Origin of the sequence: Photobacterium lipolyticum (assembly GCF_003026475.1) — a bacterium.
Lineage (GTDB): Bacteria > Pseudomonadota > Gammaproteobacteria > Enterobacterales > Vibrionaceae > Photobacterium > Photobacterium lipolyticum.
In genome coordinates, this window is record NZ_PYMC01000010.1 from 71,368 (window position 1) to 96,389 (window position 25,022).

Consider the following 25,022-nt stretch of genomic DNA (forward strand, 5'->3'; position numbering starts at 1 on the left):
CTTCGACATTACAGTGGATTAAGAATGTTGTGTTGCCAGAGCCTGCCTGGCTCTCTCCGCTTCTTGCTGCGCATCTAATCTAATTGCATTGAGCTCAACGAATGACTGTGCTTTCTCTTCAATTTCTGCGTTCAGCTCGCACAGTCTATTCGTGATTAACTCTTCTTCATCAGCGTCATCTTGTGGTAACGACAGTTTCATCGATGATGACATCAGCTCTGCTAGCTCAGACTTCAGCTGTATCAACTCTTCTACTGCTGACTGATTAACTGTGTCTGCTACGGACAAGAGGGCTTGCCAGCTCTCGATTGTCGGCTCTTCATGCACGTTGTAAGCTGCAGTACACAGCTTGCGCTGATTACATAATGTTTGCGAGAGCTCTGCCATAAAACCTCCAAAGTGAAAAGCGTACTCAAAATCGGGTACGTTTATTGCCGAAGTGCACTCAGAATCAGGTACGTTTAATTATCCTTATACTCCCAACTTTGTCCCAATAAACCTGATTTTGTCCTTATACGCCCAGTTTTGTCCTTAAGTTAGATTTTTCACTCAAAATGATTAACTCTAACATATTGAAATACCTAGAAAACCACGATTTTTCCCCAGGGAAAGTGTGCATAATCCAAAAACTTTCCCCCGGAAAAGTGTGAAAACAAAAATTAATTTATATTTTTCAATAGATTGTCAGCATGGCTTTGATGCGGTTTTTGCTAGCAAATCTGCTTTCTAAACCTGAGTTCAGCTTCAAATATGTCACTACGCCACTCCGCTAGCTTTTGAGTATCAAGAATTGCTTGAATATGCTCAGTCGACAGCTCTCTCAATGCACTGATTTTGCGAGCATCTTCACTTCTACTGACCCAAAAGAAGCCCTGGCGAATGTCTTCGTGGGATGCGTCATCATAAAGGGACAGCTCTTCGTATTCTGCTCCCTGGGTATAACTTCGGTACAGCTCTTCTGTCCCGCCATCGACCGAAAACACCAAGCCATCTTCTTGTTTATGCTTAACAAATTCATGCGAATAGCGACTTGTGAGTATTGTATTGTCAGGGCAGCGAATCCTATTTAACACGATATGTCGTTTTTTCATGATATTCATTTCCTAATTGTCCTATTACGCCCAGTGTTGTCCTAATATTCCAATTTTTTGTCTCTATTATTGCGAGTTGAGCACAATGCATACTTTGCTTTTAGTGTTGTGCGTACTTAGTTTTTAGTGCGCAAACTGAATCGTCTACGCTTACTACACCGGTTTAGTGGAGATGAAAAATGGATGCAGAGCAAAAAATGAGAGCGAAATTGAAAATGCATACTGACATCTTTGAAGGGCTCTGTGAGTTATTCAATAATAATCATCAACTTGCGCTTGAGTGGCTAGAAAATCCAAAACCTGCTCTAAGTGGCCGCACGCCTGAGTCATTTTTAGAGTCAGACCCCGCCATGGTGCGTTCTTTACTTCAGCGTCTCAAGTACGGGGATTTTTCGTGAGTCAGGTGCCAGAAGGTCTTCAATAAAAGCTGCGAAAGTTTCGCTATCAGCTTTAGCTACGAGTTCAATTGGCCTGGCTGTGCACGTCTCTGTTAGCTCATCAGCTATGGCACCAATGCGCAGCACTTCTGCAAGGCTAATGTCCTCAAGCTGCTTCGCATCAGTTTTTACATCGCGCATGACAACTGTCTGCTCTGTGAATAGCCAAAAGCAAATATCCCAGCCACTACGGGCAGCCAGAAGCCTTGGCAAGTGGGCCTGCAGGACTTCATAGACTTTGCCTTCCTCATCAAACTGAAACGTCGGGAACATTAGCTGACTGTCTATCTTGACTGAGATAATTTTGTTGAGCTCAACGGCATCAGAAAGCTCTTCTCGAGATAGCGTGAGTTCATCAGCGCTTTTGAAATCGTGGCCAGCAGTGAATTTTCTCTTCTTTTTCGAGAGCTTACGCCTCAAGGCGTTCATATGATTCATATGGATCACATTCATCAGTCCGTATCCTTAGCTTACTCTATCACTTGGGAATGCTGACATCGATTGACTCCAATAAGAATTTTACTCTATCAGTTGCGTATTTGCCTGTTTATTTATACAGTATAATCTTATCTTGTGAGCGTGCTATTCGCAAGAAACCAACAAAATCGAACTACCAGAAGACCAGGTAAAGGAGGTTTATGTGGCTGATTTAACGGGTGAAATTTCCGGATGGGGCATATTTTCGCTACGCAAGCGGGATGGCAGTGTTTTAACAATGGAAGGTGAAGTTGTTCAAGCGTTGATCGGCGACGTTGTAGTCGATTATCGTGCTCGATTTCAGCAAGGTGATTGGTTTCTTTCAAGTCGTATTGTTAGTTTTGATAAGCATGATCGCCTAGTCGAAACTCAAAACTCTACTTATAAGCTTCATGGCAGGGGCTATAAGATCTGCGGCACACAGAGGTTTTTCGATCTGTTTGCAATTGCCGGAATTAGTAGTGCTATCGATGCTTTGCCTGGCGAATGTGAAGTGCTTGAAGAGTTCGTTTAACTCTAGCGTTTTCTAATAATGCCCTTCGTGACTATTATTAGCTATCAGTAACTTACGATGATATTATGATGTCATCAAATGCCCCAAAATACCCCTTCAGTCTTTTGTTCATGTGTACCTGTAGTCCTTAGTCCTTAGTCCTTAGTATTCCGTAATTACTAACGGTTCATTGAATCGTATCATCATGCAAGTGATTATTTTTATTCACATTTTTAAATATCAGGTGAAAATATGGACAAGCATCAAAACAATGTTGTACTAGATTTCTTAGAGTCTGAGTTGAAATACACTGGCCAGGCTCCGTACGGCTTTGAGCTTTTTAAGGGGGCTACTGGAGAGGTAAATGAAGGACGTTATTGTCGTGTACAGAAAGTTAACTTCAATAACGGCTTTAATGTCGAGTTAGGTGACATCTGTATTAACGTCTCAGAAGATGAAGCAACAGAGCTTCTGAATCATGCGATGTGCAATGAAACTAAACCCTTATCTGAACTAGACGAGTTTTATTTGTCTGCTGATACTCATGGGCCCATTAATGAGGATGCAAGCAAAGAGTGGCAATGGTATCCGGCAAATGGCAGTGACGTTGGTTTCCATGAGACTGATGACGGTATCGACAACGAACTTCTCGTTATAACAACTTTCAAAGAAGAACCTTGTTATTTGCGTAAAGACGCAAAGGTCTTTAGTTACAATGGTCAGTTCTTTGTCGGGTATCCTTTCCAAGCCACAGAAATCTCGAAAGAGCAGTACGGAGTGCTGAAGTCGTCAAATCGAGCCACTTCTGCTACAACAGAAGAAACCGCTGCATTCGGCCAAATTGAGTCTTTCAGTCTTAGTGAGGCACCTGCCCAAATTTAAATAAGCGAAGGCCTGCTCGTCTGCGGGCTTTGTTATTATCGCGTAGCGATGTAAGGGCGGAAAGAACGTTTGAGAGACAGTTGAACTGGAAACCGCCCGATGCCTGCGAAGCAGTTACTAGATAGAAGGGGCAAAGGAAGATGCGCAGCATGCGCCCCCTGCTAAGCCTACTCTTTCTGACTCGAGTGCGTTGGGGGAGTTTTGATGTCAGAAAGCCTAGTTGCAATTATCTTTCTGAATGGAACTAAATCTTATCGGACAGGTTGCTTTAACTCACTTCCGCCCTTTTTCATGTTAGAGCAATAACGCATTCACTAGCCTAGACGCTCCTGTTTACATACTTTTTCGGCTCTTCTCTGGTTAGGTGAGCTTGATTTCAGGGTGAAAAACAGATTGTGACCTATCCTGCTGATATATATGATAATATCTCATTTGGCAATTGAATGTTATTGCATTCTTAAATAATCAGCGTCTATCTCAGGTTTCGGGTTATATGACAAAACAGATTAAAATAAAAAAAATTAAGCATATAAATGAGCTTACTTTTAACGTGCCAAGTAAAGGGGTATATGTTTTAACAGGAACTAATGGAACTGGTAAAACGACACTCCTTGCTGCGCTATACCGAATTGGGTTTAGTAATGCTTTTGCACATGCGTTTAAAACTACAGCCCAAAAGGACAACTTAGATAGTTTTAGTGAGTCATCTGTTACTTATCATGTGCAAGGAGAAGAGGTATGCTACAACTATGGCAACACTCGTTGGTCTCCCACTCCTCGCAATAACTCAACAATCTTAGATAATTTCGGGTACCCTGAAGTTAGATTTATAGCAGCAGATTCTAAGCGAATTGAAGCTACTCAAGATGAACTAAAAACCAGTCGCACATCTTCTGCAGAAAATTACATCTGTGATGCAATGGTAGACATATTGTCCGATCAGAAATTCAAACACCTAAAATACATCAATACGAAAAGAGGAAGAGGTAATCGAGCTTATCTAATACAAACTCAAGGAAAAAGAAAAACTTACTTCAGTGAGAAGAACTTTAGCCTTGGTGAACTTTGTGTCTTAAGGTTAGTTACCAACTTAAGTGAAATCAAAGACGGATCTCTTGTGCTCATCGATGAGATAGAAATGGCATTGCATCCTAAAGCGCAAGCAGCAATGTTTTCTTACCTTCAAGTAGTAGCAGAAGATAAAAAACTTACTGTTATCTTTTCAACACACTCAGCAAGTTTGATTAAAAGAACGCCGAGGGAAAAAATATTACTACTAAAAAACAATGGTAGCGGTGTTGTAAGTTGTGAAAGGAATGTGTTTCCAGCTCAAGCGCTTGGTCAATTAGCCTTCGACGACGAAGTAGACCCTGATTTTATCTTCTTTGTTGAAGATTTAATGGCTAAGACTTTATTAGAGCGAATGATAGAGAAATATAAGGACTTAGCATGTAAGAACCGTATACCTCCTCTATACAAAGTAGTACCTATTGGTGGTTTTAAGAACGTAATTGAGTTCTTAGATCGGTCAGATTATATCTTTGGAGAAAATGTAGTGAGGTACGCCTTCTTAGATAAAGATGTCGAAGAGGAGTCTATGGCTAAAGCTTTAGCGGATAGGAGTTTTAAGTTCTTATTAACGGTCGATGAGAACAAAAACAATATTAGGTATCTACCAAGTACTCCTGAAAAAGGAGTCATAGATTTGCTTCTAGAAGATATTCACGAGCATGAGAAAAATCTACAAGCCTATTTCGATATTTACAAACTAGAACTACATCGAATACTCTCTAGTCCTGAATTCAAACAATTTACCTCTAAAAACCCAAGGGATTTAGCCAAGAAGCAGTTCTCACATCTAGTTTCTAAAGTGTCATCACGGGCTAATATTAGAGAAGAGCGACTTCACACTTTGTTTTTTCAATATTATACGGATCAGTACTTTGTAGGTGAAAATTGCATTAAAAAAGAACTTTCAGAGGTGCTCGAGAAGCGATACAACCGCTAAAGGAATTTAGTAGCGTTCTCTTTATTACAAATCAGACTCAAGAGACATGACTAACTCGATTAGAAAGCAATCCTCACAGCTTTCTATGGATTGATCACTCTTGCGAGTAAACACTACTTTTCCTAATCCAAATAGAATGAGTTAGGGTTTCGGTTCTAATTCATTCTGTCCCATTCCATGTTGGTGACAGCCAGAAATTGTTACACTAACTGTCAGATTGCAACGTGTCTTGAGTGCTATATCGTGTATTAGTCAGTACATTTGATGTTCGCACTACGATTTTAGCGATGAAGTGGTCAACTAATATAGCTAATTAATCATAACCCAATAAGAGATTGGCGCTCATCCTTGGAACGCCAATTTTATTTAGACAGAAAATGGGTACTTGATCGCCTCGTGGTACTGGTAATCCACCACTTCGAAGTCATCCAGAGTGACCCAGGTTTCCAGATCTTCCAAACTCTTGATGTCGGGGTTGATGATTAGTTTCGGCGGCTCGAACGGTTCGCGCTTAAGCTGCACATCACGCATCAGCTCCAGTTGATCTTCATAAATATGTGCATTAACAATTTTATGGTATGCCACACCTGCCTTCTTACCGGTGATCTGAGCCATAATTGCCAAAAGGAAATACACTTGAACCATGTTAAAGTTCAAGCCAAGTGGCACATCACAACTGCGTTGAGTACTGTTTAAATAGAGCGTGTCGCCAAGCAGTGAAAAGTGATGACTATACATACAAGGTCTCAGACATCCCATATGGAAGGCTCCAGGATGGTAAAAAGTTAGTATCTCACCCCTGTTGTCTACCCCTCGCTTCAAGTCATCCACAATGTTACGAAGCAGATCCACACTGCCACCGTCCGGCTTTGGAAAGTTTCTAGCAACAGCTCCGTAAATGAAACCGCAATCATCATCGCCTTTTCGATACGGGTTGTTCAGCCAGGCTTGGTTGTCGTTGGAATTCATGTCCCAGGTTTTGGTACCCAGTGCCCGGAAGTCTGCCGCATTGTCATAGCCGCGAATGTAGCCAATCATCTCCGCAATAGCTGATTTCCAGAAGCTCTTTCGTGTAGTTACAAGAGGGAATTCTCCTTTACTTACGTCATAGGTCAGATCCGCATTAATGACTGTTAAGCATCTCTTCCCCGTACGCTCGTTATTTACCCAGACTCCCTCATCTACGATTCTTTGGCATAAATCCAAGTATTGCTTCATGTTTTGTATTTACCTTTAAGACTTTCGTTTGATTTTAACATTAACCACGACCAGATATCATTGTTGACCTGTTAAGAAGCAATTCAGACTCTTGCCGGATCTTGTTTAACGATTAGAACGTAGAGTACCTTCCTGGCGAAAGTAAGTCTCAGTAAGAAGATGTAGAAGTGTAGAAGTGTAGAAGTGTAGAAGTGTAGAAGTGTAGAAAAGGGTAAAATGATGTTGGTACCGTGTACTAAATGACTCCCTAAAGGCGGCTTCTGGCTCAGGTTATTATCTCTCCAATTCGTAACTCGAAATCTTAAACTCGTAACTCGTAATCAAAACTCGTAAGGTTACGAGTTTATACAAACTCACGAACCCTTATTTCATGCGGTCTACGAACGCACGCACACAAACTAGTAAACTTTTTGGTCTCCCTTACGGGCGGGTTGTAGAACGTCAGAATTTCACCGCGGTCATCGATGCCCTGGCTCAGATCATCAACAATCTTGCGCAGCTGATCGATTGTCGAACCATCCGGCTTCTGCCAGCTTCGGCCCTGAACCCCGTACACTCGGCCCATATCGTCTTGGCCTTTGCGGTGCGGATTGCTTAACCATGCTTCATTATCATTGGCATTCATATCCCAGGTCTTGGTACCCAGAGCACGGAAATCCGCCGCATTATCATAACCGCGGATATAACCGAGTAATTCAGCAATCGCCGCTTTCCAGAAGCTCTTGCGCGTCGTGATGAGTGGGAACTGGTTGTTTGCCACATCATAGGTTAAATCGGCATTGACGACGGTAAGGCATCGCTTACCCGTTCGCTTGTTCTCAATCCAAACACCGTCGTCAACGATCCGCTGACATAGGTCTAAATACTGTTTCATCGTCCTACTCGCTAATTTAACTAGATCCCGCCGGCAAGAAGTTTCTCTTGCACCTGATGGCGGCGATTTTACCAGAATCAAAAAAAAGCAGCATCTTTCGATACTGCCTTTCTGCGTTACCTGCTAAGCGTGCTTAAACCTACGCCGCTTTGCCTTTAGGCTGAGCTTTATACGCCCATAGCATCATCAGCAAGCCACCAATCACCATTGGCAAAGAAAGGATCTGCCCCATACTGATCCAGCCGCTAAAAAGTCCCAGGTGTGCATCCGGCTCACGGAAATATTCGACAATAAAGCGGAAGCTGCCGTACCCGGTCAGGAACAAGCCCGACACCGCGCCTGCCGGACGCGGCTTACGAATGAATAGGTTCAAGATCAGCAATAGTACCAGCCCCTCTAAGAAGAACTCGTAAAGCTGCGACGGGTGACGAGGCAACGGACCGCCGGTAGGGAAGACCATCGCCCAAGGCACATCGCTGACACGCCCCCATAGCTCGCCATTGATAAAGTTACCCAACCGGCCAACGCCTAAACCAAAAGGCACCAGCGGTGCGATAAAATCCGCGACCGAGAAGAAAGTGCGGCCGTTTTTATGCCCGTACCAGAACATGGCGGTGATCACGCCCAGTAACCCGCCATGGAACGACATACCGCCGGTCCAGACTTTAAACAGATAGAGCGGATTAGCTAGAAACAGATCGAAGTTGTAGAACACCACGTAGCCAATGCGGCCTCCTAACACGACCCCGAGGAAACCGGCGAATAACAGATCGCTAACCTGTTCATGAGTCCAGCCACTGTTCGGCTTATTCGCTCGGCGATTAGCCAGCCACATCGCAAAGACAAAGCCAAGCAGGTACATCAGGCCGTACCAGCGAATCGCGAGAGGACCGATTTCAATTAAGATCGGGTCAATATTTGGAAAGGTTAAAAAGCTTTGGCTCATTATGCATTCTCATATTCATACTTGTATGTCGGGTAAATATCGCGAGTCAATATTCGACTCTCTATCCATCCCGTCATCGCTTATCCCAAAAACATTTTGCTACCAATAAAGAGCAGAAAAACCGCAAAAAATTTCTTTAACGTCATCGTCGGCAAACGACTCACTAACGCCGCACCATAACGCGTTGTCAGCATTGACGTCGACACTATCCCGATCAGTGCAGGCAAATACACATAACCAATACTCATTGCCGGTAAAGTTTCATCCCCGACACCGGCGGCAATAAAACCGGTCATTCCTGAAAGTGCGATAATAGCACCGGATAGTGAAGCACTACCGATAGCACACCGCATTTCTACCCCGTACCAACTTAAATACGGCACCGTTAGCGAGCCACCTCCGATCCCCGCCAGGCTGGAGACAACCCCAATCATTCCGCCACTACAGACACAGGCCACCGAACCAGGTAATGCCCGGTGGCGGGTTATTCGCATTGAAACCAGCATCTGTACTGCCAGTAACAACACGATAACGGAAAAGATCTTAGGTAACAGCGCCGTAGGTACCAGTTCAGCGATGACACTGCCGCCTAAGCCGCCTAACACCACCCCGGGAGCCATACTTTTTACAATCGAAAAATCCACATTACCCAGCTTGATATGGTTACGTGCAGAAGCGCCAGACGTTAATACAATACTGGCCAGCGATGTGGCCAGCGCAATATGCATGACTAAACGGCCATCAATCCCCGCTTCGGGCAGTAACCATACCAGCGCAGGTACGACGACCAGTCCTCCGCCGATACCCAATAGCCCGGCTAACAGCCCGACACCGCTTCCTAACACCAGGCACATGGCAAACAGCCATAACGTGCTTTCTAACATCCGACACCTACTACTTACCGGCTCTGATAAAGCCACCTAAACCGCGTTCTTCGACGAAATCTGTTGTTTTGCTACGCACATCATCTGCTAATGCCGCCGTCAATGCAAACTGAGCCAGCTGTTGCATTTCAGCCAGCGTAATATGCCGTAAGATGTATTTGATCTTGGCAACATTACGGGTATTCATACTCAATGAGCGATAGCCCATACCGACAAGTAATAAAGCCCCTACGGGATCGCCCGCTAACTCCCCACAGACACTGACAGGGATCTCCAGTCGATTTCCGGTATCGATTATGTGTTTTAATGCATTTAAAACAGCAGGGTGCAATGAATCATAGATATTCGCGACCCGCGCATTGTTGCGATCAACCGCGAGTAAATACTGCGTAAGATCATTACTGCCAACCGAAATAAAATCAACCCGGCCTTTTAATGCCGGCAACTGATACAAAATGGAAGGCACTTCAATCATGATGCCAAGCCGCGGACGTTGAAGCTCAACACCCTGTTCTTCAGCGTATGCTGCCACTTCGCAATACGCGCGTTCAATCAGGCCCTTGGCCTCATCCAACTCGGCAATCCCGGAGATCATTGGCAGCAAAATATCCATGTTATCCAGTCCCATGCTGGCTTTTAACATGGCACGTACCTGGATCAAAAAAATCTCAGGATGATCGAGGGTAAAACGGATGCCGCGCCAGCCTAAAAACGGATTGTCTTCTTCTATCGACAAATAGGGCAGCGGTTTATCACCGCCGATATCGAGGGTACGCATCACCACCGACTGATCCGGATAAGTGGCTAAAATGGCCCGATACTGTGAGGTTTGCTCTTCTTCAGAAGGAAAGCTGCGCTGCAGCAGAAACGGCACTTCGGTACGGTAAAGCCCGACCCCGTCGACCCCTTTATTGACGGCAATGCAGGTATCAGCGCTGAGTCCGGCATTCAGATGGATATAAATGCGCTGGTTATCTTTGGTATAAGAAGCCTTGTCCAGCTCCCCTTCCACGATTTTAGCCAGCTCATTTTCTTCTTTGAGTAACCGACGGTATTCTGCCAGTACATGAGGATTAGGGGTCACCAGCAAATCACCCCGATAGCCATCAACGATAACCTGGCGGTTGTGGACCATCTCCGGGATAAAATCGACCCCCATCAGCGCAGGTATACCTAATGCCCGCGAAAGAATAGCAGCATGGGAGTTGGCCGCCCCTTCCTGTGCCACGACGGCCGCCAATTTACCCGGCGGAATAGTCGCTAACATCGCTGCTGTCAACTCGCGGGTAAGCAAGACGATGGGTTCATCCCACTGCTGTTCGGTGACATCGTCATAATGAAGGAAAAAGAGCAGGCGCTGGCCCAGTTCACGAAGATCCCGAGCGCGTTCTTTCAGGTACTCATCTTTCATATTGGCAAAACGCGCGGAATATGCTTCTACCACCTGGCGAATTGCCCACTCGGCCTGATCCCCTACCGACACTTTGGCAAACAGATCTTTACGCAGCATGGGATCGTTTAACAGGTGGCTGAACAGATCAAAAATCGCCAGCGTTTCTTTATGCAGATCGCTGTCAAATCGCTTGCGTAAACGGCGAAACTCCGCACTCGCCAGCTCAATCGCAATGCTCAGCCGCTCTTGCTCAGCTTCAATATCGAGGCAGGATGCGGGCAAAACTTGCTCCAGCTGCAACTGATTATCATCCCACCAAGCTTTTGCCACCGCAACGCCAGAAGACGCCGCTGAACCGACAAGATGCAGACCATCATGCTGATCAGGCCACATACCTTGGGCTTTTGCATGAGCCAGAATGACTGCCAGCTGAGCTGCCAGGGTTACCATGAAAGATTCTTCGCTTTCATCAAACTCACGTCGCTGGCGCTGCTGGATAACCAACACACCTAGTACCTGACGCTGATGAATAATGGGGGTGCCAAAGAAAGATCCAAATAACTCTTCCCCGGTACCGGGAAGGTGTTTGAAATGAGGATGGGTACGAGCATCAGCCACATTGATCGGTTCGGCGCGGCGACCGACCAGCCCCACCAGCCCTTCATCAAACCGTAGTCCGATCTGATGACGGGGCTTATTCAGCCCCTGGCTTGCCATTAATGTGTATTTTTGTCGTTTGTCATCAGCGATGTAAACAGAACAACAATCTGTCTTCATCGCCTGACATGTGCTGACTACAAGCAGATCGAGCGCTTCAATCAAATTTTGAGCACTGGCGACTTTCTCAACAATTTCTCTTAGCTGTGTCAGCATAGTTTGCCTTATCTGCTATACCAAACGGATTAAGGATTGATCCTGATTTACCCTCGCTTGCCTTTACGCTTTACCTTTCGCTCTTTGAACGGCATCGCCATTGCGGCGAATTCTTTTAAGGCACGGCGATATACGTCACGCTTAAAAGACACAACCTGACGAACGGGGTACCAGTAACTGACCCAGCGCCAACCATCAAACTCAGGCGTCTTGCCTCGCTGCATATTAACCTTTGACTCATCGCATTCCAGGCTGAGCAAAAACCACTTCTGTTTTTGCCCGATACAAACAGGTTTGGAGTCCCACCGGACAAGACGCTTGGGTAATTTATAACGTAGCCAATGACGGCTAGAAGCTAAAATCCTGACATCTTTTTTGGTAAGTCCCACTTCCTCATACAATTCTCGGTACATGGCTTGTTCCGGGGTTTCCCCTTCATCAATGCCACCTTGTGGAAATTGCCAAGAATGTTGTCCATATCGTCGAGCCCAGAAAACCTGGCCGTGGCTATTACAGATAACTATCCCAACATTAGGACGGTATCCATCGCCATCTATCACTGGACGACCTCAAGTATAAATCTCTATTAACAGTGATTTTTTCACAGATCGTGGGGAGGGGTAAACAAACATTCTAATTAATAACCGTTTTTTACTACCTAGCACCCAATTTTTGGATAACTTTTTTGCTCAGACCAATTTATGAACAGACAAGTGAGACCTACGCCACATTTATTCACTCTTTCTGTGGATAGATTTGTGAAGAAGCTTATATAAACACCTGTTTCAACAATTTAACGATCTTAGCAAAGCCCCTCCAGCCTCAAAAGCAGAGCAACCTAAAGCTTTAAAATCAACAATATATAAATACAATATTATTAATAAAAATTAATTTCCGAGATCGTTATTGTTACACCAATAAGATCGGTCAAGGATCAACCAATATCGAATTTATCCACACTGGAAATCATCAGCAGCCAAAAAACCGACAAACAAACCGCCTAAATAACCGACAAACCCCTGTGTATTTAACCAGCACGGCAGGAGTTAAAATATTTATCCAAATATCCTGTGGATATCTTTGTGAAAGATCCTCGCATTTATTCTGAATAACAAAAACATCCCCCTATCTTGCTCACCAGCAACTTCCCTACGTGACAATAAATAACATTAAAAATCATAGCATTATATAACAATCACTCTCTTTTTTCGGTCATGTTTAATCCTGACCGCAGAAGGATCGAACATATATTAACCACTTCAGGCCCTGCCAGACTGAGAAGCTAACCAGCAGACTCCTCAATACCAGTGTGATAAAATACTGTGACTTACGTTGCTCATGCCTTACTATGATCAACAACGATATAGGTCAGATGACAACATTTCGTTCCTTACAAACCAGCCTCTCTCTTTTTATATGCCTTAATTGTTATGCGCCCAACTCCTCAATCAGAACAAGAACTGCTGGCCCGCGCCGAAGAACTGGCCGGTTTAACCTTAAAAGAGCTGGCACAGCAGGCCGATATGGTCACCCCGCCCGATCTCAAGCGAGACAAAGGTTGGGTCGGCCAGCTACTAGAATGGCATCTCGGGGCGACGGCTGGCAGCAAACCTGTGCCTGATTTTGCCGAGCTGGGTATCGAGTTGAAAACCATCCCGATTGGATATAGCGGCAAGCCGCTTGAAACGACCTTTGTCTGCGTTGCCCCACTGATCGGGCTACACGGTCTGAATTGGGAAAACAGCCATATTCGCCATAAGCTGGCGCGGGTGCTGTGGATCCCGGTGGAAGGTGAACGAGATATCCCGCTGGCAGATCGTCATGTCGGCTCTCCTCTGCTCTGGAGTCCATCAGCAGCAGAAGAACAGCGTTTACGCCAAGACTGGGAGGAATTAATGGATATGATCGTGCTGGGACAGGTCGAACAGATCACGGCACGACATGGTGAGATCCTGCAATTACGCCCTAAAGCGGCAAACAGTAAAGCACTGACAGAAGCTTACGGTGCCAATGGCCAACCGATAAAAACCTTGCCACGGGGTTTTTATCTGAAAACCAGCTTTACCGCAGAAATCCTCGAACGTTATTTCATTGTGTAATGTCTGAACTGTAATATTTCACCCTGCAGAAACAGCTATTACAGAGATATCAGCATATCTTCCCGGCACTGCGACACTTGGCCATCCGCAGAAAATTCATCATACGGATCGGTCACTCGCAACACGACAGAGGTGATCCCCAACGGGCGTAATAGCTCTTTGATCTGCTCTATCGACTGAAAGCGTAACATCTCGTCGAGATCATCTTTTAACGGCTCCAGATGATGCTTATATTCCACTTCTATCAAATAGTCCGAGCAACTGGCATAGCTGGTTATAATACATTTAGGAACCGTCCCATGTCCCGATTTCAGCCAGTGTTTCAATTGAGATAGTTTCATCACAGCCCCTTCCGTCGTTCTCTTTAACTGACACCCCTAGCTATAACTATGTGTCATGATAGGCATATCATCAAGTTGCCAGTCACATTCCCGACACCGCATATCCAAGAAGCCACAATACATCGAACAGCGATCTTTTCAGATCCCCATGACTATGTTATTACTGCAAGATATGACAGACAGTCCAAGGAGGGCTCATGGAATACCATCAAATCCCCCACTCTTCGCTGGAAGTAAGCAAGATATGCTTGGGTACGATGACATTTGGTGAACAGAATACTGAAGCCGAAGCGCATAACCAGCTTGATTTTGCCTTCGAGCGCGGCGTCAACTTTATCGATACCGCAGAAATGTATCCCGTGCCGCCGAAGCCTGAGACTCAGGGGCTGACGGAAACTTACATCGGCAACTGGCTACAGCATTCCGGAAAACGCGATAAAGTCATTCTCGCAACAAAAGTCGCAGGGCCTCGCAACCTGCCTTATATCCGTGACAACATGGCACTTGATCGCCGGAATATTCACGATGCCGTCGAAACCAGCCTGAACCGGTTACAAACCGACTATATCGATCTGTACCAGCTGCACTGGCCGCAACGTGAAACTAACTGTTTTGGCCAGCTAAATTATCAATATAAAGAAGATCATTCCGGGGTCACGATAACTGACACCCTTGATGCCCTCGCTGAGTTAGTCCGTGCCGGTAAGATCCGCTATATTGGCCTTTCAAATGAAACGCCTTGGGGAGTCATGTCTTATCTGAATCTGGCCGCTAAACACGATTTACCACGCGTCGTCACCATCCAGAATCCCTATAACTTGCTGAATCGTAGTTTTGAAGTTGGCCTATCTGAAATCAGCCACCATGAAGGGGTAGAACTGCTCGCCTATTCGCCGCTGGCATTCGGTACACTCAGTGGTAAATACTTGCATGACGCTCGTCCTGAAGGTGCCCGCTGCACCTTATTTGAACGCTTCTCTCGCTATTTCAATCCGCAAGGCGTGGCCGCAACACAAGCCTATGTCGACATTGCCAACAAACACGGACTGGATCCCGCTCAAATGGCATTGGCTTTTGTCAATCAACGTCCTTTTGTTGCCTCTAATATTATCGGGGCAACGACCCTGACTCAGCTGGAAGCCAATATTGCCAGCATCGATCTTAACCTGACCGAAGAGGTGCTAAATGACTTGGAACAAGCCGGTATCAGCTACTCTAATCCGTGCCCATAATACTCGTTGCGTTAAGTTCGCTGTGCTAAGTAGTTAATCATTCGGCGGATGACGGGATACAGCGATAAATGGGGGGATCCCGTGGAGATTTATCACCACGGATGTCACTTTCCATAATGTTAGTTGAACCAGGCAGGTTTTCGTAGAAGCGAAGGTTATGGCGCCCCACTCAATGAATAAGAGAGTGGGGCGCTAGTATTACGTTACTAATCTAGATTGGTATTCTCGCCTCAGGAGAGAGACTTTACGTTCAGCCTGCGTCGACCCGAAACCAGACTCAAGGCGGCAATCGTCACCAACACCAATATCTTGCAATATGTGCTTCGAAACGTGTGGTAAGTCCACGCGAATACGGCGGTGAACGCGACGCCAGGCTTCGTTTTCACGATGAATATCCAGACGAATAAATAAAACGGCCATGTGTAAATAGACTGATTGGCGCATGATTATGCTCTCCATTTAATGTTTAAAGGGAGGGTCACAGAGGCTGCCGGGATCGGGCTTACAACTTAATTAGCTAACCGCGACAGTATCCGCGGCCCATATACACAGCGAATTGCTGTTAATGTTTGATTTGTGCAGTGGCATCAACAGCAGGACGCATACACTTCGTGGTATTGATTGTCATCATGCGTTCCTCCTGAAAATGAATTAGAAATGTGTGAAATGAGAGTTAATTTTAACCGTCCCAAGTGATTAAACAAGCATCTATTTACACTGAGATGCATAAAAAAATTTTATGCTGTGTTCATTACTCTATCCGCCGGTTATACCCAACTATTTTTATGTGGCGGCTAAAAAAACAGCACAAAAAACAGGAGCCAAATGGTAACTGATATAACTAACAAAAACCATGTGTTTCAGAATGTTATATGCCACACCAGACAGCTGACGAAACCGAACAAGAGTCAAGTCCGTAACCATCCTGAAGCGTTTTGCTACGATTGGTCAATTAAGTAGCAACATGCCACCGAATAACGCCATGATTGCCCCTGTCATTTTAAAGGCCCATTGTCCCAACCGGGCTTTGATCACTAACTGCCCCAAAGCCATCCCCGAAACATGCAATGCAAGCGTTGCAGCTAAAAAACCAGTGAAGTAAATCGCAGTACTTGATGCTACAGGCATTTCCAGGCCATGCGCATGGCCGTGGAAAAGAGCAAACACCATCACTAATACAGATGCGAACTTATGGCCAGGGCGAATATCAACAGCCAGTACCAGCCCCATCACCACGACAGACAATGCAATACCGAACTCTACGGCCGGAAGTTGAATATTAACGACCGCGAATACCGCACCGGCAAGCATCGCCGCAACAAACGCTAATGGTAAATGCCATAATGCCTTTCCTCCCATGACAGCAGCCCATAAACCAACAGCCACCATTGCCGCAATATGATCACCACCGGTAAACGGGTGAAGAAAACCGCTTAAACTCGTGGTTGCAAGATGTCCGGAATGTGCTGATGCCACCATCGGAATTGCAAGCGCTAATAGAGATATCACGAATTTTTTCACTTTATTTTCCTTTTTATAGTTATGTAGGAAGTCTTCGCTCTGGTTTGTTGTTCGTGACTTAGCAAATTCTGGGTAACGGTTCAAATGAGGGTAAATCTAACCGTCGTGTTCCTCCGAATAAACCTGAAAGCGTCACCCGACGCTGATCGTTGACTTCCCCGATAATGGCTGCATTTTCCCCTTCTGCCGTGATTCTCATTGCGGCTAAAGCATCCTCGGCATCCTCTTTGGTCACCACCGCAATCAGCTTTCCTTCATTGGCAAAGTTAATCGGATCCAGCCCCAACAGCTCACAGATACCACGTACCTGGCTGGAAATCGGTAACTGGCTCTCAGATACCGTAATACCGCAACCTGAACTTGAGCAGAATTCATGCAGCACCGCATTAACCCCGCCCCGGGTTGCATCCCGCAAGGCTCTTACCCCTTGAATATTTTTTAGGGCAGCAACAACCGGGTATAAATGCTGACAGTCACTGCTCAGATTTCCTTCTATCCCCAGCTTTTCACGCAGGTTCAAGATAGTGGCACCATGATCGCCAATGGTTCCGGAGACAATCACCTGATCGCCGGGCTGGATCTTATCAGCGCCATAATCAATCCCTTGCGGGATCACGCCGAGGCCTGAGGTATTGATAAACAGTTTATCTACCGCCCCTTTAGGGACAACTTTGGTATCCCCCGTCACAATCTTAATCCCGATCTGAGCGGCGGTGTCGGCCATCGATTGCACAACCTGCTTCAGTACCGCGATCGGCAATCCCTCTTCTAAGATAAAACCACATGATAGATACTCCGGCCTCGCACCGCTCATGGCGACATCATTTGCCGTTCCGCATACCGCAATTTTACCTATATCTCCTCCCGGAAAAAAAATCGGGTCAATAACATAAGAGTCGGTGGAAAATGCCAATCGGTTGCCAGCCAGCTGTAACGCCGGAAGCGATATCCGGGCCTGATCTTCCAGCTTATCCAGCTCGGTATTGCTAAAGCTCTGGATGAAAACATCCTGAATAAGCTGTTGCATTGCCCCACCACCACTGCCATGGGCAAGGGTTATTAATTCATTCATTAACTAATTGACCTCTAGACGATATTGATAATAGGCAGCGCAAGCACCTTCTGAGGAAACCATCAAAGCGCCAATGGCATTGGTCGGCGTACACTGATTTCCAAACAGCGGGCAGTCAATAGGTTTACAGCGCCCGGTTAACACATCCCCGCAACGACATGCTTCGGGCTCTACGGAGGTGGAAGGATCAATCGTAAATTTTTGCTCCGCATCAAACTCAGCATAGTCAGGTGTCAATTGAATACCTGAGTCAGCTATATGCCCCAAACCTCGCCAGAGACTTGAGTGCTTGGCAGTAAACACCTCTGCCATCGCTTTCAGAGCCATTGGGTTGCCTTGTCTGGCAACCACACGTTGATACTGATTTCCGATCTCACAGCGCTGATCACGGAACTGCTCTAATAGCATTAAGATTGATTGCAAAACATCCAGCGGTTCAAACCCCGTTATGACAGAAGGCTTTTGAAAATCGCGAGCAATAAACTGATAGGGTTCCGAACCCACAATCATGCTGACATGGCCGGGCAATAAGAAACCATCGATACGGATATCAGCCTGTTCAAGCAGCGCTTTTAATGTCGGCGCAATGGTAATGTGCTGACAGAAAAGGCTAAAGTTAGTCACGCCCTGCTGCTTGGCTTGTTTAAGCGTCATCGCGGTCGAAGGCATCGTCGTTTCAAAGCCCAGGCCAAAGAAAATAATTTCATGGTCCGGATTTTCTTTGGCAATGGTCAACGCATCAAGTGGCGAATAGACGATCCTGACCTGATACCCGCGGGCGTTGGCATCGAGTAAAGAACCATTGGTTCCGGGAACCCGCATGGCATCACCGAAAGTACATAAAATCGTCTTTTCCGCCTCACCTAACGTCATGAAGTCATCTAACCGTGACATCGGCAAGACACAAACCGGACAACCCGGGCCGTGTACAAACTCGATCCCGTCAGGTAATAGCTGATCAAGACCAAACTTGAAAATTGTGTGGGTATGTCCTCCGCAGACTTCCATAATTTGCAAAGGGCGCTCACGACTATAAGGAAGCTCGGCAAAAACGGCGTTGATATGATCAACGACTTTTTTAGCCAGCAGAGGATCACGAAACTCATCGACAAGTTGCATTCTTATTTCCGTTTATGATTATCAAGCTGGCTAAAATCTGCAATTTCGTGCTCAAGTGCCTGCATTGACTGTAATGCCTGTAAGGTTTCCTGCGCTTGCTGCTCATCTATCACAGCCATTGCAAACCCGACATGGACAAGAACCCACTGACCAACTAGTTGCTCGGGCAATATTTCCGGCGCTAACAGACAGGAAATATCGACCTTGCGACTGACACCGCATACATCGATTGTTGCCCCCGTTTGGCTATGCTCATCGAGTGCTATAATTTTTCCTGGGATCCCTAAACACATCAGGCCGTCTCCAGCCAGTTTAACCAGGCCTTCATTCCTTCACCCGTCGAGGCTGACAGCTGGATCACCTGAATGTCAGGATTCACCCTGCGCGCATTCGCAATACAGTTATCAATATCAAAGCTGACATAAGGGAGCAGATCGATTTTATTGATGATCATCAGCTGGGAAGCGGCAAACATATTAGGATATTTCAACGGCTTATCTTCACCTTCAGTGACCGATAAAATCGCCACTTTGTAATTTTCGCCTAAATCAAAACTTGACGGGCAAACCAGGTTGCCGACATTTTCAATAAAAAGGACCCCTTCGTTATCCAGGGTAAGCTGGTGGCATGCATCATGTACCATTTTCGCGTCAAGGTGACACCCTTTGCCGGTATTAACCTGAATGGCTGGTACCCCTGTCGCCCGGATCCGATCGGCGTCATTCGTTGTCTGCTGATCACCTTCAATGACGGCACACGCCCGTCGTTGCTGTAATTGTTTGAGCGTCTCGGTCAGTAATGTTGTTTTCCCTGAACCGGGGCTGGATACAAGATTAAGGACTAATTGCTGGGCCGCGGCAAAATGTTCGCGGTTATGCTCTGCCAGCTGATCATTCTTACCCAGGACATCCATTTCTATCTGAATAAGCTGACGCTGGTTGATTCCGGGAACATGTGTGCCCGCTTCGCCCTTGCCAAAGTGCAGATCACCTTGTGCCGAGTGCTCCGGTGCTAGCTCGTGAGAATGGTCGGCCTGTTTTTCTACAGCCGTCGAATTTTCTTGAGCAGCGCCATGATAGTGATGGTGGTGATGGTGGACATCGCCCTGATGATGGTAATGGTGGATCACGACGGTTTGTCCTGCTCCATACTCTGATCCCGCTTTTTGCTCATCGCCACTGACTTGATCAGTATGATGGCCATGATGGTGGTGATCACTGTGATGATGAGAATGAACATGATGCTCTCCATGTTGTTCTCCTTCTATCCGGGATTCACCGCAGCCGCAAACACTACACATATCTATTCCACCTCAATTTCGTTAATACGCAAAGCGTCACCTTGCGCAACTTTCAGCTGATAACCCTTACAATACGGGCAACTATCACCGCGCTGTGTTATTTCAACTTCTTTACTGCAGTCAAAGCACCACGCTATTGCTTGTTGACAGATAACATACAGTTTTGCATTTGCCGCAACGGAATCTTTCGCTGCCGATTGAAAACAAAATTGTAATGCTTCCGGCTCCACGCAGGATAAGGCACCGACTTCCAACCAAACCGCTGTGACGTTCCGAAACCCCTTGATATGCGCCTGCTGGTCTAATAATTTGACCATTTCTAGGCATAATGACATCTCATGCATCTGACAGCCCCTGACTAATCTGTTGCTTTCCCACAACAGGGTTGATCACAATTCCCACGCAGGGATCGTACGCGGCGACTAATGATACTGTCTGCTCGGAAATCCGCGTTTCAACTTGCTGTTTAGCAAAGCTTAGCCAAGCGACAGGAACCGTACAAAATAAAAACGTTTATCAAGAAACGTTAATTTCGACTAAAAGCTAAATGAGCATGGAATGATCTGGAAATAAGCCTTTGGAAAAGCCAGATAGAACGAGTCAAACTGGCTTAATCAGTTATTATCCATAGCCGCAATGGCTATCTGGCCTAACGCTAAGCCACCATCACCGCATGAAAAAAGGCTGGGCTTTAATATATTCAAGCTATCATCAAAGTAATTAATCATCAGTTTGGTTAAGAGACGATTATGGAAAACGCCCCCCGTCAAGACTATTGTCGTTATGTTTTTTTCTCGACTTTTCATCAACACAAGTTTGGCAAAAGCACGAGCAAGAGCGTCATGAAATAACCAGGCTTTTTGTTCTGTTGAACAATTTAATTTAAACCACTGCAACCAAAAACCATGTATATCCAATTGATATCCATTCTTATTCAATGGGATCTTTAATTGCTCTCTTAAATTAAGCGTATCTGCCTGCCATGCCAGACTCTCCAACCGACACGCCGCCTCTCCTTCATGATTAATCTGGTCGAAACAAATTCCAAGTGATGCTGCTACGCCATCAAAAAAACGTCCGGCAGAGCTGGTAGCTGGAGCATGAGTTTTTTGTTGGATCACTTTCAATAATAACTGCCATGGTTTGCCCTGAAATAACTCGACACCTATCTGCTCTTGCCACGCAGGCAGAAATGTTTCAAGGTGAGAAAGTAAAATTCGCCAGGGTTGTTTCGCAGCCATATCACCGCCTGGAAGAGGATAATCAGGCAGTCCACCCAATTTATGGCACTCTTGATAATCAGCAAGGAGTATTTCGCCCCCCCATAGCGCCTGATTCGGCCCCACTCCGATACCGTCCAATGCGAGTGCTAATACTTTGCCATCCGAGAGCTTCCAACCATGCTCAAACAGACACGCCGCCACGTGCGCATGATGATGAAAAACCTGACTGACGGGAACCTCCGGATAATGAGCCTGAATGAGTAAGCGAGTCGAATAATGGGGATGACAATCTAGGGCCAGCTTTTCCGGATGCCAGTTATACACTTCAGTAAAATGGTCAAGACTTTGCAAATACTGTTGTTGAATTTCAATTTGTTCCAGATCACCGAAAAACTGACTGACAATGACATCTTTATCCCGCCCTAAGGCAAAGCTGTTTTTCAAATCACCACCAGCGGCTAATATCTTGTTAACGGATGGAAAATCAGCGGGAACGGGTACCGCATTAGGAACATAGCCTCGACTTCGACGCAGCATCTCTAATTGGTTATGTTCATTAACCCGAATAAGCGAATCATCTGCTCTTTGTATAATGGGGCGATTATTCAGTAAAAAGAGATCGGCAATATCTGAAAGCTGAGACAAAGCTTGCTGATTTGTCATCGCGGGCGGGTACCCCGGCGCATTAGCCGATGTCATCACGACCGGTAATGCCAGTTGTTCCGCTAACAGATGCTGCAGTGGATTAGCCGGTAACATTAATCCAACTTCGACCAACCCGGGGGCAATTTGGCTTGAAATATAATCTACATACTGTTTCTTTTTGGTCACTAAAACAATCGGTGCCGCACTAGATACCAGCTGGGCTGTTTCATGTTCATTAATCTCCGCAATTTGGCCTGCCCAGGCTAAATCGGGCACCATGACTGCAAGCGGCTTGGTCAGACGGCGCTTTCTCTCCCTTAATTTGCTAACCGCTTGGTCAGAGCCGGCATCGCAGACAAGGTGAAAGCCCCCCAGACCTTTCATTGCCACAATTTTACCTTGCTTAATAGCCTGAGCGGCTAATAAAAGCGCATCTTCAGTATGTTGCCCTCCTTGCTGATCAATCAGCCAAAGAGCCGGACCACAGACAGGGCATGCTACAGGCTGGGCGTGAAAACGGCGATTGGCCGGATTTTTATATTCCGTTAAACAGAAGTCACAAAGAGGAAAGCCAGCCATCGTTGTCGAAGGCCTGTCATAAGGCATGGCAGAGATAATAGTGAAACGGGGACCGCAATGAGTACAGTTTATAAATGGATAGCGGTAGCGGCGATCATGTTCATCAAGAAGCTCGTGCTTACACTCTTCACACGTTGCCGCATCCGGGATGATCTGAGTCTCCATCTCGACGTGCTGAGACTGGATGATTTCAAAGCTGGTGGGTATCTCCTGCCAGGAATAAACCGCAGTATCGACACTTTCAATAAAAGCCAATGGCGGACAGCGATCCCGGATCAGCTGGAGAAAGAGGGCTGCGTCCGTCGTCTGAGTTAAGCGTATCAGCACTCCTTTACTGTCATTTAATACATAACCGACAGCATCAAGTTCTTGTGCTATTTGCCAGATATAAGGACGAAAACCCACGCCCTGAACCCGGCCTTTAACTCGAATCTCTATACCTAGAGAAGCCCCGTCGCACTGCTTGTTCATTCATTTTTATTAACTAAAAGTACACAATTTTTAAGCATAAGATAAAATTATTAAAAAGTAAGTATAAAAAAGAAGGATACGACACCCGTAAGGGCACCGTTTACCAGTTATCCCAATAATGACCAACCGAAACCAGTGTCTTTGCCTCATTAAATTATAACCTGATTTGTTTTAGCAACCGCAATAAGACTTTCGCGGCCGGCCCTAGCGCCTGCTGGGTTGACCACGCAACGTCTACCCCTTGCCGCCATGGCTGAGATTCAAAATCGAGCGCCAGCCGGATCAGGCTCCCGGAATCAATCACATCACGTACCATTTCAGCAGGTAACGCTGTCCAGCCAATCCCGCTGCGGGTTAACTGCATAGCCGATATTGCATTTTCAGTTTGCCAGACAGCATCGGCCACCCTCCAGCTCTGCTGATCCTGGCCATAACGTCCGGTGATGAGGATCTGCCGATGCTGTTGTAGATCTTGCCAACCCACCTGCGCGTAGTCGGCCAAGGGGTGATCAGCCGCTGCAATACACCACATTTCTAACGCCCCAAGCCCATGAACTTCAAAGCCCGGCTGCTGGAATTCGAGTTGCAGCATCACCGCGATTTGAGCACGTTTGTCTGCAATCAGTTTTAAAATATCCCCGGAGCCGGCACTTAATATCTCAATCTCCACATGAGGGTAATGAGTTGCAAAATCTTTAAGCTTATCGGCCATCACCTGAGTCATCGCCATCGACTCAACAACGAGGGTGATCTTCTGTTCGACACCGGACTGAAGTTCATCTGCGACAACCAGCAGAATTCCACATTCATCAAGAATACGTTTCGCTTTGACCAGCAAAGCCTGCCCGTGCGCCGTTAATACCGGAGTCCGTCCTTTCCGGTCAAACAAACTGAGATTCAGGTCCATTTCCAGGTTTGCCACAGCGCTGCTTATCACCGACTGGGCTTTGCCAAGCCGCCTAGCACCCGCCGAAAACGAACCACTCTCAGCCGAAGCCACAAAAGCTTCCAGTTGTTCAATTGAAAACCGCACCTTTTTCTCCTCTAGCCTGTAGTTACGAGTTTCGAGTGTCTAGTTTCGAGTATCTAGCCTCTCGTCTCTCGTCTCTCGTCTCTCGTCTCTCGTCTCTCGTCTCTCGTCATACTATCTGTTTTAACGATAGTTACTAACTTTCTAGCATCAATAATACAGGTAGAATAAATCACATATTACAGGGCGGAGGACTGATAAGTCATCAGCCATAACGCCAGATGAGAGGCTGCTATGCGTACAACTTTTGACAGAATTCGCCATGCTATCGGTTTTGAACTGATTGCTTTAATGTTGATAATGTTAGGTTTCAGCCTGTTGATGGACTTTGAGGTTCATAAGATTGGCCTATTAGGACTCGCGTTCTCTGTGTTCACGACGGGCTGGAACTTTATCTATAACATCTTGTTTGATAAAGCGATGATGAAATACGCCGGACAGACAGGGAAAGCATTTAAACACCGTATCATCCATGCGCTGGTTTTTGAAGCAACGCTGTTGTGGCTCACCCTGCCCGTAATGGCATGGTTTCTTGAGATCAGCCTGCTCGAAGCCTTCATCATGGATCTGGGGTTGGTCGTATTCTACCTGTTCTACACTTATGGCTATAATTGGGCTTACGATCAGCTGTTCCCGACTCAACAACCGCTCCCGCTAAGTTAATAATAAAGCCGATAAAAAACAGATAATTCCGGGGCTGGTTCAACAAGCTTGTGACGATATGGCAAGCTTCCGGAAGACTTACTCAGCAAGCACCGGAACACCTCACGCCATGAATTGATGACTCAGTGGCGTGTCAGGATGTGAAAAGGTA

Annotated in this window: 26 protein-coding genes; 7 read left to right on the forward strand and 19 right to left on the reverse strand. The window is 46.0% G+C overall.

The genetic code is table 11. The features are described from left to right. Positions 1-18 precede the first annotated feature (18 nt). Complete coding sequence (locus tag C9I89_RS14540) at positions 19-387, reverse strand: hypothetical protein (protein ID WP_107284061.1); 369 nt, start codon at positions 385-387, stop codon at positions 19-21. 323 nt (positions 388-710) lie between these two features. Continuing rightward, positions 711-1,091 carry a hypothetical protein gene (locus C9I89_RS14545; RefSeq protein ID WP_107284062.1) on the reverse strand — a complete coding sequence of 127 codons (381 nt, stop codon included), beginning with the start codon at positions 1,089-1,091 and terminating at the stop codon, positions 711-713. 179 nt (positions 1,092-1,270) lie between these two features. Here C9I89_RS14545 and C9I89_RS14550 point away from each other — a divergent pair, with 179 nt between their 5' ends. Beyond that, entirely contained in the window at positions 1,271-1,489 is a 219-nt protein-coding gene (locus tag C9I89_RS14550; RefSeq protein WP_107284063.1) for an MbcA/ParS/Xre antitoxin family protein, read from the forward strand. Here C9I89_RS14550 and C9I89_RS14555 read toward each other — a convergent pair. Beyond that, on the reverse strand, positions 1,454-1,981 hold the full coding sequence (locus C9I89_RS14555; protein WP_107284064.1) for a hypothetical protein: 528 nt from the start codon (positions 1,979-1,981) through the stop codon (positions 1,454-1,456). The genes C9I89_RS14550 and C9I89_RS14555 overlap by 36 nt on opposite strands. A 187-nt stretch (positions 1,982-2,168) precedes the next feature. Between C9I89_RS14555 and C9I89_RS14560 the strand changes: the two genes are divergently transcribed. From C9I89_RS14560 to C9I89_RS14570, 3 genes are all read left to right on the forward strand, one after another. Further along, positions 2,169-2,519 (forward strand): DUF6957 family protein, encoded by a 351-nt coding sequence (locus C9I89_RS14560; protein WP_107284065.1) that lies wholly within the window; start codon positions 2,169-2,171, stop codon positions 2,517-2,519. Between the two features lie 231 nt (positions 2,520-2,750). Beyond that, positions 2,751-3,380 (forward strand): hypothetical protein, encoded by a 630-nt coding sequence (locus C9I89_RS14565; RefSeq protein ID WP_107284066.1) that lies wholly within the window; start codon positions 2,751-2,753, stop codon positions 3,378-3,380. 493 nt (positions 3,381-3,873) lie between these two features. Further along, positions 3,874-5,388 (forward strand): AAA family ATPase, encoded by a 1,515-nt coding sequence (locus C9I89_RS14570; RefSeq protein WP_107284067.1) that lies wholly within the window; start codon positions 3,874-3,876, stop codon positions 5,386-5,388. Between the two features lie 366 nt (positions 5,389-5,754). On the opposite strand, the gene C9I89_RS14575 is transcribed toward C9I89_RS14570, so the two are convergent. The 6 genes from C9I89_RS14575 to rppH form a co-directional block, all read right to left on the reverse strand. Then, the gene (locus tag C9I89_RS14575) at positions 5,755-6,606 is read right to left on the reverse strand and encodes a thymidylate synthase (RefSeq protein WP_107284068.1); all 852 of its coding nucleotides are present in this window, start codon (positions 6,604-6,606) and stop codon (positions 5,755-5,757) included. A 343-nt stretch (positions 6,607-6,949) separates the two neighbouring features. Further along, on the reverse strand, positions 6,950-7,480 hold the full coding sequence (locus C9I89_RS14580; RefSeq protein WP_281258261.1) for a thymidylate synthase: 531 nt from the start codon (positions 7,478-7,480) through the stop codon (positions 6,950-6,952). 139 nt (positions 7,481-7,619) lie between these two features. Continuing rightward, positions 7,620-8,426, reverse strand: coding sequence for a prolipoprotein diacylglyceryl transferase (gene lgt / locus C9I89_RS14585; protein ID WP_107284069.1), 807 nt, complete (start codon positions 8,424-8,426; stop codon positions 7,620-7,622). Positions 8,427-8,506: 80 nt separating this feature from the next. Continuing rightward, a complete protein-coding gene (locus tag C9I89_RS14590) occupies positions 8,507-9,310 on the reverse strand; it encodes a sulfite exporter TauE/SafE family protein (RefSeq protein ID WP_107284070.1) in 804 nt (267 codons plus the stop codon). 10 nt (positions 9,311-9,320) lie between these two features. Next, entirely contained in the window at positions 9,321-11,576 is a 2,256-nt protein-coding gene (ptsP, locus tag C9I89_RS14595) for a phosphoenolpyruvate--protein phosphotransferase (protein ID WP_107284071.1), read from the reverse strand. A gap of 47 nt (positions 11,577-11,623) precedes the next feature. Further along, entirely contained in the window at positions 11,624-12,136 is a 513-nt protein-coding gene (gene rppH / locus C9I89_RS14600; RefSeq protein WP_107284072.1) for an RNA pyrophosphohydrolase, read from the reverse strand. An 870-nt stretch (positions 12,137-13,006) separates the two neighbouring features. Here rppH and mutH point away from each other — a divergent pair. Next, on the forward strand, positions 13,007-13,675 hold the full coding sequence (gene mutH / locus C9I89_RS14605) for a DNA mismatch repair endonuclease MutH (RefSeq protein ID WP_107284073.1): 669 nt from the start codon (positions 13,007-13,009) through the stop codon (positions 13,673-13,675). A gap of 38 nt (positions 13,676-13,713) precedes the next feature. On the opposite strand, the gene C9I89_RS14610 is transcribed toward mutH, so the two are convergent. After that, positions 13,714-14,016, reverse strand: coding sequence for a DUF6482 family protein (locus tag C9I89_RS14610; protein WP_107284074.1), 303 nt, complete (start codon positions 14,014-14,016; stop codon positions 13,714-13,716). A gap of 197 nt (positions 14,017-14,213) precedes the next feature. On the opposite strand from C9I89_RS14610, the gene C9I89_RS14615 reads away from it, so the two are divergent. Further along, on the forward strand, positions 14,214-15,248 hold the full coding sequence (locus C9I89_RS14615) for an NADP(H)-dependent aldo-keto reductase (protein WP_107284075.1): 1,035 nt from the start codon (positions 14,214-14,216) through the stop codon (positions 15,246-15,248). Positions 15,249-15,446: 198 nt separating this feature from the next. Here the strand turns inward: C9I89_RS14615 and C9I89_RS14620 are convergent, their stop codons facing one another. From C9I89_RS14620 to C9I89_RS14660, 9 genes are all read right to left on the reverse strand, one after another. Further along, the gene (locus C9I89_RS14620; RefSeq protein ID WP_107284076.1) at positions 15,447-15,692 is read right to left on the reverse strand and encodes a hypothetical protein; all 246 of its coding nucleotides are present in this window, start codon (positions 15,690-15,692) and stop codon (positions 15,447-15,449) included. A gap of 504 nt (positions 15,693-16,196) precedes the next feature. After that, positions 16,197-16,769 (reverse strand): HupE/UreJ family protein, encoded by a 573-nt coding sequence (locus C9I89_RS14625; RefSeq protein ID WP_107284077.1) that lies wholly within the window; start codon positions 16,767-16,769, stop codon positions 16,197-16,199. A gap of 58 nt (positions 16,770-16,827) precedes the next feature. Further along, positions 16,828-17,841: a hydrogenase expression/formation protein HypE gene (gene hypE, locus C9I89_RS14630; protein ID WP_107284078.1), complete on the reverse strand. Its 1,014-nt coding sequence runs from the start codon at positions 17,839-17,841 to the stop codon at positions 16,828-16,830. A 3-nt stretch (positions 17,842-17,844) separates the two neighbouring features. Further along, positions 17,845-18,960, reverse strand: coding sequence for a hydrogenase formation protein HypD (gene hypD / locus C9I89_RS14635; RefSeq protein WP_107284079.1), 1,116 nt, complete (start codon positions 18,958-18,960; stop codon positions 17,845-17,847). Between the two features lie 2 nt (positions 18,961-18,962). Further along, positions 18,963-19,253: a HypC/HybG/HupF family hydrogenase formation chaperone gene (locus C9I89_RS14640; protein ID WP_107284080.1), complete on the reverse strand. Its 291-nt coding sequence runs from the start codon at positions 19,251-19,253 to the stop codon at positions 18,963-18,965. Next, the gene (hypB, locus tag C9I89_RS14645; protein WP_107284081.1) at positions 19,253-20,260 is read right to left on the reverse strand and encodes a hydrogenase nickel incorporation protein HypB; all 1,008 of its coding nucleotides are present in this window, start codon (positions 20,258-20,260) and stop codon (positions 19,253-19,255) included. The genes C9I89_RS14640 and hypB overlap by 1 nt, the downstream gene beginning before the upstream one ends. 2 nt (positions 20,261-20,262) lie before the next feature. Then, on the reverse strand, positions 20,263-20,595 hold the full coding sequence (gene hypA / locus C9I89_RS14650) for a hydrogenase maturation nickel metallochaperone HypA (protein WP_211315259.1): 333 nt from the start codon (positions 20,593-20,595) through the stop codon (positions 20,263-20,265). 279 nt (positions 20,596-20,874) lie between these two features. After that, entirely contained in the window at positions 20,875-23,178 is a 2,304-nt protein-coding gene (gene hypF, locus C9I89_RS14655) for a carbamoyltransferase HypF (protein ID WP_107284083.1), read from the reverse strand. Positions 23,179-23,332: 154 nt separating this feature from the next. Then, positions 23,333-24,211: a LysR family transcriptional regulator gene (locus tag C9I89_RS14660; protein WP_107284084.1), complete on the reverse strand. Its 879-nt coding sequence runs from the start codon at positions 24,209-24,211 to the stop codon at positions 23,333-23,335. A gap of 231 nt (positions 24,212-24,442) precedes the next feature. Between C9I89_RS14660 and C9I89_RS14665 the strand changes: the two genes are divergently transcribed. Further along, on the forward strand, positions 24,443-24,871 hold the full coding sequence (locus tag C9I89_RS14665; RefSeq protein ID WP_107284085.1) for a PACE efflux transporter: 429 nt from the start codon (positions 24,443-24,445) through the stop codon (positions 24,869-24,871). The last annotated feature ends 151 nt before the right edge of the window (positions 24,872-25,022 follow it).

Excerpts from the sequence above, each read along its gene's own strand:
- hypA (WP_211315259.1), bottom strand. The coding sequence starts at position 20,595 with ATGTCATTATGCCTAGAAATGGTCAAATTATTAGACCAGCAGGCGCAT.
- C9I89_RS14565 (WP_107284066.1), top strand. The coding sequence starts at position 2,751 with ATGGACAAGCATCAAAACAATGTTGTACTAGATTTCTTAGAGTCTGAG.
- mutH (WP_107284073.1), top strand. The coding sequence starts at position 13,007 with ATGCGCCCAACTCCTCAATCAGAACAAGAACTGCTGGCCCGCGCCGAA.
- hypB (WP_107284081.1), bottom strand. The coding sequence starts at position 20,260 with ATGTGTAGTGTTTGCGGCTGCGGTGAATCCCGGATAGAAGGAGAACAA.
- C9I89_RS14590 (WP_107284070.1), bottom strand. The coding sequence starts at position 9,310 with ATGTTAGAAAGCACGTTATGGCTGTTTGCCATGTGCCTGGTGTTAGGA.
- C9I89_RS14610 (WP_107284074.1), bottom strand. The coding sequence starts at position 14,016 with ATGAAACTATCTCAATTGAAACACTGGCTGAAATCGGGACATGGGACG.
- C9I89_RS14580 (WP_281258261.1), bottom strand. The coding sequence starts at position 7,480 with ATGAAACAGTATTTAGACCTATGTCAGCGGATCGTTGACGACGGTGTT.
- C9I89_RS14570 (WP_107284067.1), top strand. The coding sequence starts at position 3,874 with ATGACAAAACAGATTAAAATAAAAAAAATTAAGCATATAAATGAGCTT.
- C9I89_RS14615 (WP_107284075.1), top strand. The coding sequence starts at position 14,214 with ATGGAATACCATCAAATCCCCCACTCTTCGCTGGAAGTAAGCAAGATA.
- ptsP (WP_107284071.1), bottom strand. The coding sequence starts at position 11,576 with ATGCTGACACAGCTAAGAGAAATTGTTGAGAAAGTCGCCAGTGCTCAA.
- hypE (WP_107284078.1), bottom strand. The coding sequence starts at position 17,841 with ATGAATGAATTAATAACCCTTGCCCATGGCAGTGGTGGTGGGGCAATG.
- C9I89_RS14555 (WP_107284064.1), bottom strand. The coding sequence starts at position 1,981 with ATGAATGTGATCCATATGAATCATATGAACGCCTTGAGGCGTAAGCTC.
- C9I89_RS14575 (WP_107284068.1), bottom strand. The coding sequence starts at position 6,606 with ATGAAGCAATACTTGGATTTATGCCAAAGAATCGTAGATGAGGGAGTC.
- hypF (WP_107284083.1), bottom strand. The coding sequence starts at position 23,178 with ATGAACAAGCAGTGCGACGGGGCTTCTCTAGGTATAGAGATTCGAGTT.
- C9I89_RS14620 (WP_107284076.1), bottom strand. The coding sequence starts at position 15,692 with ATGCGCCAATCAGTCTATTTACACATGGCCGTTTTATTTATTCGTCTG.
- lgt (WP_107284069.1), bottom strand. The coding sequence starts at position 8,426 with ATGAGCCAAAGCTTTTTAACCTTTCCAAATATTGACCCGATCTTAATT.
- C9I89_RS14545 (WP_107284062.1), bottom strand. The coding sequence starts at position 1,091 with ATGAAAAAACGACATATCGTGTTAAATAGGATTCGCTGCCCTGACAAT.
- C9I89_RS14540 (WP_107284061.1), bottom strand. The coding sequence starts at position 387 with ATGGCAGAGCTCTCGCAAACATTATGTAATCAGCGCAAGCTGTGTACT.
- hypD (WP_107284079.1), bottom strand. The coding sequence starts at position 18,960 with ATGCAACTTGTCGATGAGTTTCGTGATCCTCTGCTGGCTAAAAAAGTC.
- C9I89_RS14550 (WP_107284063.1), top strand. The coding sequence starts at position 1,271 with ATGGATGCAGAGCAAAAAATGAGAGCGAAATTGAAAATGCATACTGAC.
- C9I89_RS14640 (WP_107284080.1), bottom strand. The coding sequence starts at position 19,253 with ATGTGTTTAGGGATCCCAGGAAAAATTATAGCACTCGATGAGCATAGC.
- C9I89_RS14665 (WP_107284085.1), top strand. The coding sequence starts at position 24,443 with ATGCGTACAACTTTTGACAGAATTCGCCATGCTATCGGTTTTGAACTG.